This window comes from Cysteiniphilum sp. 19S12-1, from assembly GCF_052030685.1.
Taxonomy (GTDB): Bacteria; Pseudomonadota; Gammaproteobacteria; order Francisellales; family Francisellaceae; genus Caedibacter.
This window is the reverse complement of sequence record NZ_JBQAJM010000005.1, coordinates 89976-108516: the sequence shown is the minus strand read 5'-3', so window position 1 is coordinate 108516 and position 18541 is coordinate 89976. Positions and strand designations below refer to the sequence as shown.

The 18541-nt window shown below is 38.1% G+C and carries 18 protein-coding genes and 1 pseudogene; 16 read left to right on the top strand and 3 right to left on the bottom strand.

What is annotated here, in order from left to right; genetic code table 11:
• Positions 1 to 94: 94 nt before the first annotated feature.
• The 9 genes and pseudogenes from ACTS4L_RS02925 to ACTS4L_RS02885 all read left to right on the top strand — a co-directional run.
• Positions 95 to 814 (top strand): annotated as a pseudogene (locus tag ACTS4L_RS02925) (ATP-binding cassette domain-containing protein); the annotation flags it as partial.
• Positions 804 to 1610: an ABC transporter permease gene (locus ACTS4L_RS02920; protein ID WP_440616133.1), complete on the top strand. Its 807-nt coding sequence runs from the start codon at positions 804 to 806 to the stop codon at positions 1608 to 1610. The pseudogene ACTS4L_RS02925 and the gene ACTS4L_RS02920, both read left to right, overlap by 11 nt.
• Positions 1611 to 1792: 182 nt before the next feature.
• A complete protein-coding gene (locus ACTS4L_RS02915; protein ID WP_440616132.1) occupies positions 1793 to 2749 on the top strand; it encodes an AAA family ATPase in 957 nt (318 codons plus the stop codon).
• Positions 2750 to 2770: 21 nt separating this feature from the next.
• Positions 2771 to 3700: a DUF58 domain-containing protein gene (locus ACTS4L_RS02910; RefSeq protein ID WP_440616131.1), complete on the top strand. Its 930-nt coding sequence runs from the start codon at positions 2771 to 2773 to the stop codon at positions 3698 to 3700.
• Positions 3690 to 4160 (top strand): DUF4381 domain-containing protein, encoded by a 471-nt coding sequence (locus ACTS4L_RS02905; RefSeq protein ID WP_440616130.1) that lies wholly within the window; start codon positions 3690 to 3692, stop codon positions 4158 to 4160. Before ACTS4L_RS02910 ends, ACTS4L_RS02905 begins: the two co-directional genes overlap by 11 nt.
• Positions 4157 to 5164, top strand: coding sequence for a vWA domain-containing protein (locus ACTS4L_RS02900; RefSeq protein WP_440616128.1), 1008 nt, complete (start codon positions 4157 to 4159; stop codon positions 5162 to 5164). The genes ACTS4L_RS02905 and ACTS4L_RS02900 overlap by 4 nt, the downstream gene beginning before the upstream one ends.
• On the top strand, positions 5161 to 6183 hold the full coding sequence (locus ACTS4L_RS02895; protein ID WP_440616127.1) for a vWA domain-containing protein: 1023 nt from the start codon (positions 5161 to 5163) through the stop codon (positions 6181 to 6183). The genes ACTS4L_RS02900 and ACTS4L_RS02895 overlap by 4 nt, the downstream gene beginning before the upstream one ends.
• Positions 6174 to 7271 (top strand): tetratricopeptide repeat protein, encoded by a 1098-nt coding sequence (locus ACTS4L_RS02890; protein WP_440616125.1) that lies wholly within the window; start codon positions 6174 to 6176, stop codon positions 7269 to 7271. The genes ACTS4L_RS02895 and ACTS4L_RS02890 overlap by 10 nt, the downstream gene beginning before the upstream one ends.
• Entirely contained in the window at positions 7264 to 8976 is a 1713-nt protein-coding gene (locus ACTS4L_RS02885; protein WP_440651684.1) for a BatD family protein, read from the top strand. The genes ACTS4L_RS02890 and ACTS4L_RS02885 overlap by 8 nt, the downstream gene beginning before the upstream one ends.
• Before the next feature lie 20 nt (positions 8977 to 8996).
• On the opposite strand, the gene ACTS4L_RS02880 is transcribed toward ACTS4L_RS02885, so the two are convergent.
• Positions 8997 to 10448, bottom strand: a complete 1452-nt coding sequence (locus ACTS4L_RS02880; RefSeq protein WP_440616121.1) for an APC family permease — start codon at positions 10446 to 10448, stop codon at positions 8997 to 8999.
• A 211-nt stretch (positions 10449 to 10659) separates the two neighbouring features.
• Here ACTS4L_RS02880 and ACTS4L_RS02875 point away from each other — a divergent pair, with 211 nt between their 5' ends.
• The 7 genes from ACTS4L_RS02875 to ACTS4L_RS02845 all read left to right on the top strand — a co-directional run bounded on the left by ACTS4L_RS02875 (position 10660) and on the right by ACTS4L_RS02845 (position 16748).
• Positions 10660 to 11118: a hypothetical protein gene (locus ACTS4L_RS02875; protein WP_440616120.1), complete on the top strand. Its 459-nt coding sequence runs from the start codon at positions 10660 to 10662 to the stop codon at positions 11116 to 11118.
• A 6-nt stretch (positions 11119 to 11124) separates the two neighbouring features.
• On the top strand, positions 11125 to 11904 hold the full coding sequence (gene rlmB, locus ACTS4L_RS02870; protein ID WP_440616119.1) for a 23S rRNA (guanosine(2251)-2'-O)-methyltransferase RlmB: 780 nt from the start codon (positions 11125 to 11127) through the stop codon (positions 11902 to 11904).
• A 14-nt stretch (positions 11905 to 11918) separates the two neighbouring features.
• Complete coding sequence (locus ACTS4L_RS02865) at positions 11919 to 12419, top strand: hypothetical protein (RefSeq protein WP_440616118.1); 501 nt, start codon at positions 11919 to 11921, stop codon at positions 12417 to 12419.
• Positions 12420 to 12424: 5 nt separating this feature from the next.
• The gene (ung, locus tag ACTS4L_RS02860) at positions 12425 to 13096 is read left to right on the top strand and encodes a uracil-DNA glycosylase (RefSeq protein WP_440616117.1); all 672 of its coding nucleotides are present in this window, start codon (positions 12425 to 12427) and stop codon (positions 13094 to 13096) included.
• A 271-nt stretch (positions 13097 to 13367) separates the two neighbouring features.
• Entirely contained in the window at positions 13368 to 13883 is a 516-nt protein-coding gene (gene def, locus ACTS4L_RS02855) for a peptide deformylase (protein WP_440616116.1), read from the top strand.
• A gap of 173 nt (positions 13884 to 14056) precedes the next feature.
• Positions 14057 to 14464 (top strand): heavy metal-responsive transcriptional regulator, encoded by a 408-nt coding sequence (locus ACTS4L_RS02850; protein ID WP_440616115.1) that lies wholly within the window; start codon positions 14057 to 14059, stop codon positions 14462 to 14464.
• 34 nt (positions 14465 to 14498) lie between these two features.
• Positions 14499 to 16748: a heavy metal translocating P-type ATPase gene (locus tag ACTS4L_RS02845; protein WP_440616113.1), complete on the top strand. Its 2250-nt coding sequence runs from the start codon at positions 14499 to 14501 to the stop codon at positions 16746 to 16748.
• A gap of 148 nt (positions 16749 to 16896) precedes the next feature.
• Here ACTS4L_RS02845 and ACTS4L_RS02840 read toward each other — a convergent pair whose 3' ends face one another.
• Positions 16897 to 17766 carry a MipA/OmpV family protein gene (locus ACTS4L_RS02840; protein ID WP_440616111.1) on the bottom strand — a complete coding sequence of 290 codons (870 nt, stop codon included), beginning with the start codon at positions 17764 to 17766 and terminating at the stop codon, positions 16897 to 16899.
• 27 nt (positions 17767 to 17793) lie between these two features.
• Positions 17794 to 18396, bottom strand: a complete 603-nt coding sequence (locus tag ACTS4L_RS02835; protein ID WP_440616110.1) for a UPF0149 family protein — start codon at positions 18394 to 18396, stop codon at positions 17794 to 17796.
• Positions 18397 to 18541 lie beyond the last annotated feature (145 nt).

Below are 18541 nucleotides of genomic sequence, written 5' to 3'. Positions count from 1 at the left end.
GCTTAAAAGCTTAGTTGCGTGAGCTAACAATTAGATCGACTGATTGAAAATTTAATGTTTAAAACTCTAAACTTCAGAATGCTTAACTCAAAAGAATATTAATGATTATCATAAGGTACTTGGCTATATGCCTGAAGATTTGAATATGTATCCTAATGAGAAAGTACATCATGTGCTAAGTTTTTTTGCATATCTTCGCCAGTGCCGACCTTCCAAAGAAATAATCTTAAAGACCCTTGATCAGGTTGGACTTTTAAAGCATAAAGATAAAAAAGTATCTGCGCTATCTAAAGGGTTACGACAGCGCCTAAACTTGGCTCAAGCGATCATTCATCAACCTAAGGTTGCTATTTTTGACGAGCCTTCAAATGGTTTTGACTACAAAGGGGTGCAGTTGTTTTACACTGTGATCAAATCACTTGCAAAAAAGGGAGCCGCAGTTTTAATTACCTCACATTTGTTTTCTGAGCTTTGGGATAATACGGATAATATCTTATTAATGAGCCGAGGGAAAATTATACGTCAATTCAATGCTAAGTTTGGACATGTTAATATCAATGATACCAATGCGATCAATAAGCGACTTTGGGTGAGAGTACCTAAAACGCTTGATCAGTCTATAAAAGGTCAAATATCAAAAATCACAGCATCAATAAATTATTTGGATGAATATACGTTTAATACGCTTTTGAGACCTGTTGAGGTTGAGCAACTAATTGGTCTATTGCAAACATACGGTTATGCGATTGCAGATATCCAAGTCGACTCTTTAGAAATTGAAAACGAATTACGGTCACATGCACATGAAGTTTAAACTAATTTATCATATTGCCAAAAGAGAGTACCTTGCATTATTAAAAAATGGTTGGACGGCTATCGTAACACTGTTATTTTTGCTGATTAATTTTACAATGATTCACTTTAGCGGTAATTTTTCAGCAGAAAATATGAGCAATAACCAAGCGGTTACTTTATTGTCATTACTGCACATTTATATGTATATTATTCCGCTGTTTGCAATGATTTTATCTTATGACACGGTTTTAAAAGAACGTGAATTGAAAACATTTGAATTGTTATTGACCTATCCGGTATCCTCATGTCTATTTATTTTGGGTAAATGGTTAGGGCAGTCAGTCACATTAATCATCAGTATCATAATAGCATTTATAATATCACTATACGTGTTGAGTCCTTTTGCTGTGACGATGTCTGTCTTTTTGAATCTCATATTGAGTTGTATTTTATTAAGTACAAGCTTTATTTCAATTGGGTTATTTATATCAACGGTTTCCCAAAACCGCACCTATACGATTGCATTGACAATCATTATTTGGTTGTTTTTTATTTTTCTTTTTGATTTATTGTTTGTGTTATTGGTTGTAACTTTCAATGGTGTTATAAGTTCGCAAAGCATTAGTGTTTTATTGCTACTTAGCCCGATAGATTTGTTTAGAATACAGGGGATATTAAGTATTGCTCCACAATCAATACAGCAATTTTATGGTGTGGGTGAGGCACCTTTATCTTTCACTTATTGTGTCATTTGGCTAGTGCTTTGGAGCGTTATCCCACTTGTCATTACTATGTTTAGAAAATACGTCTTGTAAAGAAAATTCAGCAGAACGAGGCTTGAAATTCATAAATGGATTTATAAAATAAAGACCATTAAAACTATGTGCAGCTCAGAAAAATCATTTTATAGTGCTTAGTATCGAAGTATTCGATGATGGAGGTATTATAAGCTGATCTATGAGCCTTATATAAAGTCTTTAAAACCTTAGGAGGGTTTATGTCGGTATATCAGGATTTTGAAAGTTTATTAGCGTATTTAGATGCACGTATTGTTGGGCAGCGTGCTTTAACAAAGCGTCTGTTGATTGCCTTATTATCATCAGGGCATTTGTTGGTTGAGGGCGCGCCCGGTCTTGCTAAAACCACCGCAATTAAAACATTAGCTGAATGTATTGAGTGTTCTTATCATCGGATTCAATTCACACCTGATTTGTTACCTGCTGATTTAACCGGGACTGAGATCTATATTCCTGAGCGTCAAAGCTTTGAGTTTCAAACCGGTCCTTTATTTCATAATTTATTATTAGCCGATGAGATCAATCGCGCTCCTGCTAAAGTGCAATCAGCCCTTTTAGAAGCCATGGGTGAAAAGCAGATTACCATTGGTAAACAAACGTATTCACTACCTGATTTATTTTTAGTGATGGCAACACAAAACCCAATTGAGCAAGAGGGGACTTATCCACTACCTGAAGCGCAATTAGATCGTTTTATGCTACATGTTAAAATTGGTTACCCAGATGCGGCAATGGAAAAAGAAATTTTGGCATTAAATCGTGGCAATCGTTCTGTGAACTTACAAAAACCGCCGCTGATCACACAGCAGCAAATTTTCACAGCGCAGCAGCAAGTATTGGATCTGCATGTTTCTAGTGCCGTTGAGGAGTACATGATTCAATTGGTATTAGCCACGCGCGATGCAGTGAAATACAGTGAAGATCTTGGCAAATGGATCCGCTTTGGTGCAAGTCCACGTGGTACGATTGCGTTGGAGCGCGCGGCACGCGCGCATGCTTGGTTGAATCAGCAGGATTATGTTTCACCACATGATGTGCACGCTGTGATTCATGAGGTGTTAAGGCATAGAATACTCTTAAGCTTTGAAGCTGAAGTTGATAATATTACCAGTGATGATGTGATTGATGCACTCTTAAAAGCCGTGCCGATTCCATAAGTGGAAAAGGAGAATACGCTAATGAGTTCAAAAAACACAAGTGATCAACAAGGGATAACGGCAGACATTAATGAATTATTGAGTTTGCGCTTTTATGCGCAAAATATTCAATTTTTTAATAGTCAACGTGTTAATACCAATCAGGTCGGTCAGCATGTCTCACGCGCCAGAGGGCGGGGGATGGACTTTGAAGAGGTTAGACATTATCAGCCAGGAGATGATATTCGTTTAATGCATTGGCCACTAACCGCGCGTCTTGGAAAGCCATACACCAAGGTATATAAAGAAGAACGAGAACGTGCTATTTATTTTATTGTCGACCAAACTGCATCGATGCAATTTGGAACGCGCGTTTGTTTTAAAAGTGTGTTAGCGGCTAAGGTCTGTGCATTATTAGGCTGGGCAGCACTGAATCATCATGAACAAGTTGGTGGTGTAGTATTTTCAGACGATGGTTTATATCAGTTAACACCAGCGCGTAGCCGCACACACTTGCTGAAATTCTTTAAATGCTTAAGTGGCCCAGATAATATGCTAAAACCATCAAATAGCCATTCAATGGCTATGACACTGAAGAATTTATCCAAAACGCTTAAAAGTGGCAGCGTTGTGATTGTGATCAGTGACTTTGTGAATTTTGATGATGAAGCTGAACAGTATTTAAAATTAATCAATCGTAAGAGTGAGATTATCCAAGTATTTACTTATGATCCATTAGAAGCAAGCCTACCTAGCAAGGGTCAATACTGCTTTAGTGATGGGCAGTTGCATTTCTTGGAGTTGAATGCCGCGGATAAAGAGGTGCATAAGCGCTATGCCGAGCCATTTAATAAGCGACTAGATAGGATCAAAGCATTGTCAAGCAAACACAATATGCAATTTGTCGCATTGGCAACGAATGATGATGTGGTTAAAACCTTAAATCATGGAGTAATGCGTTATGGCTACTGATGTATTAGCAGGGTTAAAGGATATTCATCTTCCGCCTGCGGTATCGATTTGGCCTCTGGCAATGGGATGGTATATTGTGGCTGTTATTGTCTTATTTGTGATTGTGCTGATGATATGGCTCTTAGTCAAAAAGATTAAAGGATATCGCCACAAGCAAGCAATAATAAGGATGTTTGATAAAACGATACAAACTGCTCAGACAGAAAATCCACAAGCATTGATATCAGAGGTTTCTATTTTTTTAAAGCAGGTAGCTATGCAAAAGCTTAAAGTTGACAATGTACATTTACACTTTGGTGAGAATTGGTTGAAGTTCCTAGATCAACAGCTTAAAACAGATGATTTTAGTCAAGGTGATGGACGTTTGTTATTAGATAGCTATACGTCAAAAGAAGTAGGTGCTGATGAGCATCAAGCACTCATTGCATTATCGAAAAAATGGTTAAGGAAAGTGTTATGATAACAATTGCTTACCCTTGGGTTTTCGTTTTATTATTGCTTCCCATCATCTTTCGTTATGTCTTGCCAAAAGTAAACAATAGTGATGCAAAACAAGGACTTAAGATTCCGTTTTATGCCTCATTGCAACAAACAATGGCTGAAGGTGAAGCAAAACGCACGCAACATTTGTCATGGTTTAAATATATATTGTTGATTATTTGGCTTTTATTAGTAATTTCAGGCGCGGGTCTACAATGGTTAGGTGCGCCTTTAACGTTGCCACAAACAGGGCGTGATTTGATGTTGGCAGTTGATCTCTCAGGCAGTATGCGTACACCTGATATGATGGTTAATGGCAAAGCAGAATCAAGAATTGATCTGGTAAAAACCGTTGCTAATGAATTTATCCAAAAGCGCGAAGGCGATCGTTTGGGACTTATTTTATTTGGATCTAAACCGTACTTACAGACGCCTTTGACTTTTGATCGCAAAACGGTTGGGCAAATGCTTAATGATGCAACCGTTGGTATTGCGGGTATTCAAACGGCGATAGGTGATGCGATTGGTCTTGCGATTAAGCAGTTGATGCATTATCCCAAACAGTCACGCGCGCTTATTCTCTTAACCGATGGCGGCAATAACGCCGGTGTTATTGATCCTGAAACAGCAGCAAAGCTTGCCAAAGATGAGCATATAAAGATTTATACTATTGGTTTAGGGGCAAAGCAGATGACAGTGCAGACGATGTTTGGTCCACAGATGGTTAATCCATCAAGTGACCTAGATATTGATGGTTTAAAAAAAATTGCACAAATGACGGGTGGCGAGTTTTTCCGCGCTGAAGATGGTAAAGAGTTGCAAGCAATCTACAATAAGATCAATCAATTAGAGCCTGTCAAATCCGATAAGATTACCATTCGTCCGGTGACACCTTTTTATCCATGGACTTTGGGTGTAGCTATGATCTTAAGCTTTATTCTGGCGTTGTTATGGATTAAAACAAGTCAAAGGAGTTTCATATGAGCTTTAGTGATTTTCACTTATTTCACTCATTTCACTTCTTACGTCCGTGGTGGTTTTTACTGATCATACCTGCAATTGTTTTGCTCATTATGATTTTAAGGGTAAAAACATCTGCTAATAATTGGAGCATGCATTGTGATCCACATTTATTAAAACATTTATTAGTAGGTCAGCAAGCGCGTAAGCGTCGTATGTTGCCAGTGATGATTTTCTTATTGTGGTGTATTGGAATTGTCGCATTGGCAGGACCAACTTGGTCAAAATACCCACAACCAGTTTATCAAAAGGTAGCAGCACGTGTGATTGCCTTGGATGTTTCGCAAACTATGAATGCCAATGATGTCCCTCCTACACGTTTAGAACGGGCACGCTTTAAGGTACTGGATTTACTTAAATCTATTAAAGAAGGGCAAACAGGAATGATCGTATTTTCTAGTGAACCCTTTGTGGTGTCACCACTGACGGCTGATAGTAATACCATTGCCAATATGGTGCCCTCGTTAGATTCAAGCGTTGTACCCGTTGCCGGTGACAATATCCAAAAAGCATTAGTAGAATCAGCCAAACTCATCAAACAAGCGGGATTTACTCACGGTCAGATTGTTTTAGTTACTGATAGTACACCATCTCCTGTGGCATTGACGGAAGCCAAAAATTTAGCAAAAGAAGGTATTAAAACCTCTGTATTAGCGATTGGGACGACACAAGGTGGACCGATCAAAAATAGCGATGGCGGTTTTGTTACTGATAAAAAGGGACAAATTGTATTTGCTAATATGAATGCTGCTGAATTACAAAAACTTGCAAGCTCAGGCGATGGGCAATTTAGCTTGATTACCGATAATGATCAAGATGTCACAAAAATATTAAGCCATGATGGCGATGCTAAGACGCAAAAAACAGAAGCACAGAAAGCCAATGCATTGTGGAAAGATCAAGGACATTGGCTTATTTGGTTATTGATTATTCTGATGGCATTGATTGCACGAAAAGGCTGGTTGGAGAGAGTATGTCGATAAAACGTATTAGCGGACTTGTATTGTTGTTACCAACGTTATTATGGGCAAATACATGGCAAGATCTGTGGTTGAATGAAAATCAACAAGCTGCGAATTTATTTAATGAGCATAAAAACAAAGAAGCAGCAGCGATGTTTCGTGATAGTCGTTGGCAAGGCGCTGCATTATATCGTGCTAAAGATTATAAAGCGGCGTTGAGTGCTTTTGAAAAAGATGATTCAGCAGTGGGTCTGTATAATCAGGGCAATGCTTTAGCGCAATTGCATGAGTATCAAAAAGCAATAAATGCGTATAAAGCGGCGTTAGCCAAAGATAGCGATTTTGCTGACGCCAAAGCCAATCTTGAGTATGTTGAAAATTTATTAAAACAGCAGCAACAGCAAAAGAATCAGCAAAAAAAGCAACAAAAGCAGGATCAGAATAATGCTCAAAATAAAGAGAATAAAGATCAGCAGAATAAACAGCAGAATACGCAAAACAATCAAAATAATAAGCAAGATCAAAAAGATCAAAAAGATCAAGATCAGCAGAGTCAGCATGATCAACAAAATAGTGATCAGAAAAATCAGCAAGATGGGCAAAATAAACAAAGTAACAAAAATAATCAGAATCAACAGAATAAGTCAACTCAACAAGATCAGTCACATGCTAATCAACAGCAGAGTGATAAAGATAGCAAGAAGAATGAGCAAAATAAGACAAATGAGCAGAGTCAAAGTGATCCAAGCAACAATCAACAGAATATGAATCAACAAAAAAAACAACAAGATAATAAACCATCGACTGAAAACACTCCAAATGATCAAAGTGTTCAAAGTGAGAAAAACAATGAAACTGATAAAAATCAAAAAGACAAACATTCGCAGACATTAGCAAAAGAGAATGAAGAAGACAAAAAAGAGGCTAAGGATCTGCCGCAAAAGGCAGCAGTTTCAAGTGCACAAGCGCGTGAAGATGCACTGCGTCAGAAGAAGGTTGATGCGATTTTGTCACAGATTCCAGATGACCCAGGTGGCTTATTAAAGCAGAAATTCTTAAGAGATTATCAGATGCGTCAAACATCGCAAAACGGAGAAAATAATGATTAGGTTTATTCGCAAAATAGGAAAAGCAAGTAAGGCAAAGACAATAGTAAATATTCTTGTGCTTACACCTGCTTTATTTATTTTCATGGTGCAGTCGTTGTATGCCACGGTTTCTGCGTCAGTTGATCGTACACAGATAGCTGATGGTGAGAGTTTGACATTGACGATTAAGCTTGATGATATGAATGAGCAGCCTGATTTGGCACCATTGAAGAAAGATTTTGATGTTTATGGTACCAGTACCAGTAGTCAGACTAGTGTTATCAATGGTAAAAGCACTTCAAATATTTCGTACATTGTGACTTTATTGCCTAAAAGAGTTGGAAACATCACTATTCCAGCGTTAACTGTTGGGAGTGAGCAAACTAAGACATTGACAATTACGGTAACAAAGGCAGCACAAGGAACTCAGGGTAAACAAACAGCAAATGTCTTTTTAGATGCATCTCTCTCAAGTGATAGTGCTTATGTTAACACACCTGTGTTATATACCTTAAAGCTGTATTATGCAGAGCCATTATCTAATTTAAGTATGCAGCCGTTGCAATTAGCCAATGCAAGTATTGAGCCTTTTGGCAAAAATAGTCAATATCAAGCACAACAAAATGGCAAAACCTATCATGTGGTTGAGCAGCAGTTTTTAATTACAGCCAATCAAGCTGGTGAGATTAGTATTCCACAAAGCATTATTCAGGCAGCGGTTTTACAAAACAATCCCAATTCATTTTTTGCGATGCAAAGTGCCAAACCAATATTGGTGAAGTCAAACCCATTAACGCTGCATGTGAAACCCATTCCACAAAATATTGATATCAATGATTGGTTGCCTGCCAACTCGGTGACGTTAAAGGACAGTTGGTCTAGTGATTCAAATGAACTAACTGTTGGTGAGCCGGTGACGCGCACGATCGTATTAACAGCAACAGGTGTACAAGCAGCTAGCTTGCCTAATTTAACCTTTCCGCATGCCGATAGCATCAATGCCTATCCAGATAAAGCACAAAGCAAAGATTATGTGGAGAATAATCTGCCAGCGGCAACTAAAGTTTTTAAGGTAGCCTATATCCCAACACAGAAAGGTATTGTTGAGTTTCCACAGATCAAAGTGCATTGGTTTGACGTCAAATCACAAACAGAGCAAACTGCCATTTTGCCAGCCCAAACCTTTAAAGTATTACCAGGTAAAGTGGTAACACCTGTGCAAACTAGTGCGGTAAATGCAACACCCGTAGTGCAGCCTGCAAAGACAGTCATTAAGGTAGTGCATAGTAAACTATGGATGGTGTTAGCGATTATCTTTGCGATCTTATGGTTAGTAACATTGATTTTATTGCTTATTGTTGTGAGAAAGTTTAAATCTCAGAAAGTATCGCCCACGTCACATAAACAAACATCACCTGCAAAGCCGGATATTAATCAGGCGCTTAAAGATATTAAACAGGCGTGTGACAATAAGGGTTTAGTTACCGTCAATAATGCAATTGTCTCTTGGGGTAATGCCTTATTCAATCAAAACTTTTACAGTGCAATGGATGTTGCTTCTGTTATTGATGATAAAGAGTTTAAGGAAATGCTTATCTTAGTCAATAAAGCGTTATATGCTAATGGCAAGTTTGATGAATATGATGCGTTATATCAACATATCAAGTCATACAAGAGAAAAGGTGATAAGGATCAAGAAGTATTAACACCACTTTATCCAAAGTAGGTTCTTATAAATATCTATCTTTATTTATTCAGTGAATGCCCCAGTTTGGTCACAAAACGTTGACTAGTAACCATTAAAAAGAAAACAATTGCCAAGACAATCGTGGCAATGGCTGAGCTTGCTACTAACATCAAAATCCATAAGAATATGACAAAGCTCACTGCGAACCAGTTAAAGCCACCTTGTTTTATTTGTAGCACAGCATAAATTGCCATCATCACAGTGACAGCAAGATTACTCAGTAAAAAGTCTTTTTCTGGTAAGGTTGCTAGTAGCAGTGCCAATATGATAAACACAAATAAAGTCATCAGTTTTGTCGATAGTTTGCGACTACCTAATACAGCTAGCGAAAGTGGCGCACCCATATAACCTAGCACGTTAAAGGCGGTGGTGATTACCATTAACGATGCCCAACTTGCTGAATTTAGTAGGATAATAATGCCAATGATGAAATTTAAAAATAAAGAGCGCTTAGATAAATGATGTACTGGACAAAGTTTGGCAATCCAACGTGGCATTTGTCCTTTTTCAGCCATCGCAAAAAGCATTCTTGAACAAGATCCCATATAGGTTAAGCCAGTAATTGATGGGCTGACAATCGAATCAGCAATTAATAAAATGGTTAGGAAGTTTAAACCAAGTAGCATGGTTAAGTTAACCAAAGGGCTTGAGAAATTAAGAGCAGCCCAACCTTTAGCAGCAACATCGTGCGGCATTGCCGTCATGAAGGTAAATTGCAGTAGCATATATAAAGCAAGTGTGATGGCTACGGAAATAACAATAGCCAATGGAATATTGCGCTTTGGGTTTTTAATCTCACTAGCGAAGGAAGCAACCACCTGAAAGCCATTAAAAGCATAGACAAGACCAGCACCAATAAGTGCCGTTTGAATTGAGCTTGCTGTGTAGTGATTAACCGCAAGATTAAGATTTGTTGTATCAAAGTGTGCAGCTAATAAAACGATAATGGTTAGCGTTGGGATGCTGATTTTAAAGACGGTAGAGATGTTATTGACATAGGCTAATAGCTTAATGCCAAAGTAATTCACAATAAAATAGACCGCTAAGATAATAATGGCAAATAGCTTGCCTGACCAAGTCAGGCTTTCACCATGATATAAAGTCGTAAACTTGATAAAGGGACTTAAGTATTGCACGGTTGCTTGCGCCTCGGTTGGAATCATTGCCAACAATCCAAACCAGATAGCAAAAGCAAAGACCATGCCAAAATCTTTGCCGTGGCTTAATGATACACACTTGGCATTTAAACCACGTTCAGGAAATAATGCGCAAAGTTTTGCAAAACATAGCCCAACAATAATGGCGATAAAAGCCGCTCCTATCCATGCGATAAATGCGTAGTTTCCTGCTAATTGTGCATTGAGCTGTGCGCTAAAAAGCCAGCCAGAGCCAACCATTGACGTTACCGGAATGGCGATGGCTGAAAATAATCCTATTTTGTGTGCTTGCACTTAAGTAATCTCCCTAAAATTTTATACCCTAGACGTCAATATCGTATCAGTCTCTGGATAAAAATCATTATAAATTTTGCTGATTTATTTAAATGTTATTCAAGTGCTAAATCGTTGTTTAAGGGATAGTGTAAAACGCCAAGAAAACGCTGCAAAAAATAAAGTGATAAGTATATAATGCTTGGCATATATCTTCATAAGCTAAATAATTATGTCCAAGAATAAAGTCACTTTATCGAACAGGAAGCGTTTAAGTGAGCTGCAAAATGAGCCTGTGAGAACCATTGCAGATGTCCGACGTGAGCAGATTCAATCGATGCGTGAAATGCATATTATGCCTGAGGGGAAACTTGAGCTTGCGATTGAGCAAATGGTCACTGATGTGGTGTTTGAGCTAAGTAATTTGTATCGCCAGTGGAGTCAACCACTTGATTTTAATCGCTTTCGCTATAGTCCGAACGAGCGCAATAAAAAATTATTATCTGAGCTTAAAATGTTTTTGAATGAAATTGCGGATTGGTTGGTAACCAAAGGGTTTCGTGGTGAGGAGTGTAAAGAAAAATGCCAAGAAATCGTCGATCGGATTACCCATGGGTTACAGGTTGAAGGAATTCCTATTGGCCATTTATATTTACGTGCGCCAAAAAGTCAAAGAAAAGAGAGTTTTTAATTAATTATGTCACTACTTTATGGAATACACGCGATCAAGGCGCGTCTTAAACTACATGCCGATGGTATTAAAGTCATCTATTGTCTTAAAGGTAAAGACACATCCCCAAGGTTGGGTGAATTAAAATCATTGATGGCTAAGAAAAATATTGAGTTTGAGCTTGTCAATAAAGAAAAGTTTCAATCATTACTGCAATCTCACGCACTTGAAGATGTGGTACATCAAAATGTATTGGCAGTTTGCCAAAGCGATATTAAGTTATATGAAGAGAGTGATTTATCTGATCTGGTAGCTGCCTGCTCAAAAACGCCTTTTATTTTAATCCTTGATGGCGTTCAAGACCCGCATAACTTAGGTGCATGCATTAGAAGTGCGGAAGCCGCTGGGGTTGATTTTATTGTTTTCCCAAAAGATAACAGTGCAACCATTAATGCAACGGTTGAGAAGGTTGCAAGTGGTGCAGTAAGTAGCATGAAGCTTGTCGCTGTCACTAATCTTGCGCGTGCTATTGGTGTCTTAAAAGATGAAGGTATATGGGTTACTGGATTAGCAGGTGAAGCAGAGAGTCTGATTTATGATAGCGATTTTAGCGGTGCGATAGCTTTGGTGATGGGTGCTGAGGGTTCAGGTCTTCGCTTTGGAATACGTAAGATGTGTGACTATCTAGCAAAATTGCCAATGCAGGGTCAGGTATCGAGTCTCAATGTCTCGGTTGCAGCTGGTGTTGCTATGTATGAAGTTGTGCGTCAGCGTCGTGAACTATTGGCAGAAAACCTAAACTATTAAACTAGGAGATTGTTTTGAAATTAAAAAAGTCAAAACCCATGCAGTGGGTTATTCTGGTCATTTTATTGTTTATCTTTGCGGGCATTATGGTGGATGCTTTGCATAGTCGTTATGAAAGTAATTTAACTTTAAATACCTCGCAGCGTCAGGTTCAAGCTGATGCAAATGCCTTATTGTCGTCAATTAAATTGACAAATGATGAGCCGCAAAACTATCAGTTGGGCTATCACAACTTTGAGCAGGGCAATTGCCCTCTTGCTTACCAACAGCTTTTGCCTTTTGCGCGAAGTGCTGATACTAATGCGACTTTAGTGATTGGCTATATGTATGAGTTTGGCTGTGGTGTTGTCAAGGATATGAAGACAGCCAGTCTTTGGTATTATATTGGTGTACAACGTAATACCTATAATAAATCACCGATGCTGCGAGGCTTGCATGCATATAATAGCGGTGATTATGCAATGGCTGCTGAGTGGTTTCGTATGGCCAGTGAGCTTAATGTCATCAGAGCATAACTAAAATGAAAGTAGATCTAGATCTCTCATGGTCAGATGTTTTGGCTGATTATAAAAAAAGCATTGAATTTAAAGAAACATTGGCTTTTGTTGATAATGCGCGACAACAAGGAAAACAAATTTTTCCGCAAAAGGAAGATGTTTTTAACGCATTTAAATTATGTCCATTTGAATCGCTCAAAGTCGTTATCTTGGGGCAGGATCCATATCATAATATCAATCAAGCACATGGCTTGGCATTCTCAGTGCAGACGGGTGTTAAGCTACCGCCGTCGCTTATGAATATTTATAAAGAATTACAGAATGATCTTGGTATTGAAGTTACATCATCAGGTGATTTAAGTGCTTGGGCAAAACAAGGTGTATTTTTGCTTAATACCGTGTTAACCGTAGAGGCACATCAAGCGCATTCACATGCCAATAAAGGTTGGGAAAAATTTACTGATCATGTTATTGGACAAATCAATCAATATAAAAGCCATGTGGTTTTTTTATTGTGGGGCGCGCCTGCGCAAAAAAAAGCGCAATTAATTGATGATAACAAGCATTTAATTTTGAAATCACCGCATCCCTCACCCTTATCAGCACATCGTGGCTTTTTTAGCTCAAAACATTTTTCACAAACAAATAATTACTTATTAGCGCATGGTTTATTGCCAATTGATTGGAAAATGTAACGAGTAGCTTGTAAATATAGGCTTTGAAACGAAGTTAAATCAATCATCCCTGATAAAATGGATTGCCACGCATCCATGCTCGCAATGACACCCTATGACTTATTATCCTGAGCCAGGATGACGTGAGAACCCAATACGAAGCTGCCATGGATGGTTAGTGATCTTTAAAAGGGGTATGCCATTAAAGTGTGACGCAAGTGGTTAAGCTCAAAAGCAATTTATGTTAGACTAACTAGCAATTACAAACTGTTATAAATGAAGCTTTATCAACATGGCACGATTAACTGTATTAAAATATCCACATCCCTTTTTAAAGCAAAAGGCAGATCCTGTCGCTATTGATGCGATTAATGATGATTTGCGTCAAACGATTGCTGATATGTTTGAAACGATGTATGTCGAGCATGGCGGTGGCTTAGCTGCCACACAAGTGGGACTCAATATGCGTTTGTTTATTATGGATGGCTCTGAGAATAAAGATCAAAAAATTGTAGCCATTAACCCTGAAATCATTGAACGCAAGGGTGAAATTGATGACGAGGAAGGGTGTTTATCATTTCCTGGCGTCTCAGCTAAGGTTAAGCGTGCCGAATGGGTTAAAATGCGCGCCTTAAATGAGTTTGGTGAAGCATATGAAATGGAATGTGATGGCTATCATGGGCGTTGCATTCAACATGAAATTGATCATTTGGATGGAATTACTTACTTTGATCACTTATCAGCTCTAAAGCGCAAGATGATTGAGAAGAAGTATAAAAAATTGATGCAGGAAAATGCTGAAGGTTAAACTGCATAGATATATTTATTAAGTACTCATTACCTTATTGGTTATTTTCATCACTTTAAAGTGTACTATTTTTTGCTTAACTTAAATTTCTTAAATAATTTCAAACTAATTCATTGACCTTAACCCTAAGGTTAATCTTATATTATACCCATCGTAAATCATCTGGAGATGTTATGAATATTGGTGAGCTTTCGCAGCAATTAGGGATTACAACGGTCACTTTAAGGCATTATGAAAAGATTGGTTTATTAAAGCCCAAGCGCAGTGCTAGTGGTTACCGACAATATGATCAATCAATTATTGATAAGATTCGATTTATTGAAAATGCCAAATATATAGGCTTTAGTTTGGCAGAAATTTCTGAGTTATTTGCCATGGAGGGTAAAAATCTATCAAGCGCTGAAGTTAAGCAAAAAATTTGGCAAAAACTAGAAGATGTTAATGAGAAAATCACATTATTGACAAAGTTAAAGCAGCATCTTACAAAGCTTGAGCAGTCTTGTGACGGCAAGGCAGAAAGCAAAGACTGTCCAATTTTAAAAGACCTTTATCAAAATCAAAAAGATGGGAAGAAGCTGTAAGGAGCAACAAGAAGTAAAAAGGAGCAAGCTGATAATGAGTAATGCAAGAATAAATCAGTATGCGTTTGCATTGAAAAATGTCTCATGTATGAGCTGTGTTGGTAAGATTGAATCGGCGCTTATTAAAATGCCAGAAATTACAAAAGGGCATGTCAACTTTGCTGATAGAACGCTTCAGGTTGCAACAAGTCTTGAGGCTGTGGATATTGTTCAATACTTAAAGCAATTAGGTTACATTGCTGAACAAATCACCGAAGGCTCAGAGAAAGACACATTAGCTGAAAAACCTAAGCTATGGCAAAAGGTAATTATCCCTGGTATTTTTGGCTTATTTTTAATGTTCTATGGTATGAGCTCATACTCACCAGCAATTATGCCGCATAGCATTAATATATTTTGGCTGATTATGTCTTTGATAACAGTCGTTATTATGGTAACGGCAGCAGGACACATATATAAATCAGCCTATAAAGCCTTTTTGCAGCATCATGCAACGATGGATACACTCATTAGCTTAGGGACGTTAGCTGCGTGGATTTATTCAATGATTGTGATTATGCTGCCAGAGATGATTCCTGAAAATGCCAGACACGATTATCTTGAGGCAGCACTCATTATCATAGCACTGGTTAATCTTGGTGCTTGGTTGGAGCAAAAAGCGCGTGGCAAAACATCCGAAGCGATTAAACAACTTATTGATTTGCAACCCAAGTTTGCCTATCGCATTAATGCTGATGGACAAGAAGAAAAGGTTGCTATTGATCAATTGAAACTGGGTGATCTAATCCGTGTTAAGCCAGGATCTAAAATTGCATTAGATGGTGATGTGATCGAGGGCAGCTCTTATGTCGATGAATCAATGTTGACCGGTGAGCCCGTAGCCGTTGTAAAGTCAAAAAGAGATAAAGTATTCTCAGGTACTATTAACAAAACAGGTAGTTTTAGCTATCGTGTGACCAAACTGACTAAAGATACGGTACTTTCGCAAATCATTGCTTTGGTGAAACAAGCACAAAATACCAAGCCATCTATTGCACGCTTTGCCGATACGGTATCAGGTTATTTTGTCCCTTTTGTCATATTGTGTGCAATTGCAGCAGCACTTGTTTGGTTTAATTTAGGATTTGGCATAGGTTTTGTGCTCGTGACAGGCATTACGGTACTTGTGATTGCCTGTCCATGCGCACTAGGTTTGGCAACGCCAATTTCCATTATTGTTGGTATGGGTAAAGCCGCACAATTGGGTATTTTAATCAAGAATGGTGAAGCCTTACAAACTGCAAGTAAAATCACCCATGTGCTATTAGATAAAACCGGTACGATTACGAAAGGGCAACCTGAGGTTGTTAGTGTAGCTTGTGTTGATGGTATGAATGAACAAGATTTATTAAAAATAGCCGCAAGTTTAGAGGCATATTCTGAGCATCCATTGGCTGAGGCAATTGTCAAAAAAGTGCTAAATTCAGCAGAATTATTACCAGTTAATAATTTCCAGAGTTATACCGGACTTGGTGTGACAGGCGAGGTTAATAATGAGCCTGTTATTATTGGTAATCATAAACTTATGGCAAATCATGGACTTGAAAATCTCAAGTTAGAAGCACTTGCCACAACTAAAAGCCATGAAGCTCAAACGGTAATGTATGTAGCAATCAACAATGTATTAAGTGGAGTTATTGCTGTTGCTGATCCGATTAAAGAACATGCCAAAGAAGCTATTGATGCATTTAAACGCAATAATATCCAAATTACGATGATCACAGGGGATAATAAACAAACCGCACAGGCAATTGCCAAAACGCTTGGTATAGATAATGTCTTAGCCGAAAGTATGCCTGAGGATAAACTGACGCATATCAAAGCTTTACAACAACAAAATGAAACGGTTGCTATGGTTGGCGATGGGATTAATGATGCGCCAGCATTAGCACAAGCGAATGTGGGTTTTGCCATTGGTAATGGTACGGATATTGCGATAGAAAGTGCAGATATTACCTTGATGCGCAGCTCTCTTATAGGTGTTGTTGATGCTGTTTTAGTCTCACGCGCTACGATGAAGAATATCAAGCAAAATCTCTTTGGTACTTTTATTTATAATGGCTTAGGTATTCCAGTGGCAGCTGGCGTGTTATTCCCTATTTTTGGTGTGCTTTTAAGTCCCATGATCGCGGCGGCTGCAATGGCTGCATCATCGTTAACAGTCGTAACCAACGCCAACCGTTTACGATTTTTTAAAGTTAAAAGAATTGAAAACAATAATACAGTTCAAGGAGAAGCAGCATGATTACGGTTATTGTGAATGTTCTATTAATCATTATTGCCATTTTTGTAGTGTATTGGTTTTGGTTGTCATAATCTCCCCAAAGGGGGCTATCACTTTAGTTGTCAGATGAATATTTATCAAGGCACAGTTGTTGAGTAATTAGTAGATGTTATAAAGCAAAGTTATAAGTAAACGAAACAACCGTTGTAAAAATATATTGATTGCTAACCATTGGGCTATTGTAAATTTCATTTGATAAGCGATTTAGTCTGGTGGCAATGAAAAGATTCCAATGTTTTGAGAAGTTTACTGCTGTCATCAAACCAACATAAGGGCTAAGTGCGCCATTTGTTGTATATTGTGGCAAACCTGATCGTTGTGACTGAGATGCTGTAATCCCGTAGTAATAATCGGTGATTTCCTTGCTGCTATAACTTAAACCAATTGAAGGAGTGACAAAGAAAAGCAAATTTTTATTTACTGGCAATATTAAGCGCTTACGATATTCAGCGCTTAGCAAATAGCCATTGGTACGCGTTGTGACATCAATATTAGCAGCGAATGCTAAGTCACCATAAGTGCTTTTGAAGCCTTGCGTTAGTCCCAACATCACAAGGTAGTTGCGATTATCAAGCTGTTGTAACTGCGGATCATCACTTTGGTTAGCTCTAAATGTCTCAGGATATAGAAATAACTGTGCCTGTGTTTTAGTGTGCTTAGTATTTAAAAACCGATAAGCAATATATGGCCCATTGATCGAGAGATCTTCACCTTGATAGCTAATGACGGGGATGGGTAAGATGGTTGGCGAGGTGTTTTTGTAAGGGTTTGGCGAGAAAATACCACCAAAGCCAATGCCAAAAGGATACGCTTCTGGTTTGAATGCTTTGTATTTATTATGCACTTGTTTCGTTTTGTTATTGTCAGCCGATGAGATCGTCTTGGTATTGTTGTTTGCGGTATGAGTGTCAGAATATGCAAGCGAAGAAAGCGCCAACAAAAGACAAAAAGATGTTTTAGTGAGGTCTTTTTTCATCATACAGAAATAGTCCTATTTTATTTTGTCTTATTTTGCGCTCGGGTTGCTGCAAATTAATGCATATAACTGAATGATGAAATCAGTGAGTCTCTCTAATGATTTATTACGTTGATCTAATGACAGATGCTCGAAATCGCAATCATCATCAAACCCTAAAATATCATCAATAACGGCTTCAATTTGCGGGTTTAATATCCAAGCATCTACGAAGTACTCAAAGCCACGTTCAAAACCATCAAGCCATAAATCAATTGCAGGTAATGCTTGATCATTATGCATCTCGTGATAAACAAGTGGTTCAAACTCAGTTAGTTCATTGGCAAATGCTTTTTTGACACGGCTGTGTTCAGCAATTAACAGTTTAATTAGCTTTTCTTTTTCTGTCTCAGATTTAAATTGAGGTAGTGCGTCTTCTTGCCAAACACCTTCTAACCAATCTTCATGATCTATCATGTCAGGGCAAAGCAATACAGCTGTCAGATACCCATCTAACATGGATAAAGAAAAAATATGCTCATCTTTATCAAAATCATCGGCAGGCTCCGGATATAAATTAAGCAGCAGATCATCGAGCTCGTTGGCTTTATTTGAATCAAATTTAGTGGCTTTGCTTGAGGCTTTGTTATGCATAATGCATCCTTGTTATTTATCATTTTTTGAAAGATGCTGGAGAGTATAGTTAAACTTAGCAAGCGAATCAAAATAAACACTAAGTTACATGAACAATAAAGCAAAAAAGCCATGGCAGAAAGTCTGTAAAATGCTTGATGAGTGT

Excerpts from the sequence above, each read along its gene's own strand:
- ACTS4L_RS02845 (WP_440616113.1), top strand. The coding sequence starts at position 14,499 with ATGAGTAATGCAAGAATAAATCAGTATGCGTTTGCATTGAAAAATGTC.
- ung (WP_440616117.1), top strand. The coding sequence starts at position 12,425 with ATGAAAGTAGATCTAGATCTCTCATGGTCAGATGTTTTGGCTGATTAT.
- ACTS4L_RS02895 (WP_440616127.1), top strand. The coding sequence starts at position 5,161 with ATGAGCTTTAGTGATTTTCACTTATTTCACTCATTTCACTTCTTACGT.
- ACTS4L_RS02915 (WP_440616132.1), top strand. The coding sequence starts at position 1,793 with ATGTCGGTATATCAGGATTTTGAAAGTTTATTAGCGTATTTAGATGCA.
- ACTS4L_RS02885 (WP_440651684.1), top strand. The coding sequence starts at position 7,264 with ATGATTAGGTTTATTCGCAAAATAGGAAAAGCAAGTAAGGCAAAGACA.
- ACTS4L_RS02910 (WP_440616131.1), top strand. The coding sequence starts at position 2,771 with ATGAGTTCAAAAAACACAAGTGATCAACAAGGGATAACGGCAGACATT.
- ACTS4L_RS02920 (WP_440616133.1), top strand. The coding sequence starts at position 804 with ATGAAGTTTAAACTAATTTATCATATTGCCAAAAGAGAGTACCTTGCA.
- ACTS4L_RS02905 (WP_440616130.1), top strand. The coding sequence starts at position 3,690 with ATGGCTACTGATGTATTAGCAGGGTTAAAGGATATTCATCTTCCGCCT.
- ACTS4L_RS02875 (WP_440616120.1), top strand. The coding sequence starts at position 10,660 with ATGTCCAAGAATAAAGTCACTTTATCGAACAGGAAGCGTTTAAGTGAG.
- ACTS4L_RS02850 (WP_440616115.1), top strand. The coding sequence starts at position 14,057 with ATGAATATTGGTGAGCTTTCGCAGCAATTAGGGATTACAACGGTCACT.
- def (WP_440616116.1), top strand. The coding sequence starts at position 13,368 with ATGGCACGATTAACTGTATTAAAATATCCACATCCCTTTTTAAAGCAA.
- ACTS4L_RS02835 (WP_440616110.1), bottom strand. The coding sequence starts at position 18,396 with ATGCATAACAAAGCCTCAAGCAAAGCCACTAAATTTGATTCAAATAAA.
- ACTS4L_RS02840 (WP_440616111.1), bottom strand. The coding sequence starts at position 17,766 with ATGATGAAAAAAGACCTCACTAAAACATCTTTTTGTCTTTTGTTGGCG.
- ACTS4L_RS02890 (WP_440616125.1), top strand. The coding sequence starts at position 6,174 with ATGTCGATAAAACGTATTAGCGGACTTGTATTGTTGTTACCAACGTTA.
- rlmB (WP_440616119.1), top strand. The coding sequence starts at position 11,125 with ATGTCACTACTTTATGGAATACACGCGATCAAGGCGCGTCTTAAACTA.
- ACTS4L_RS02900 (WP_440616128.1), top strand. The coding sequence starts at position 4,157 with ATGATAACAATTGCTTACCCTTGGGTTTTCGTTTTATTATTGCTTCCC.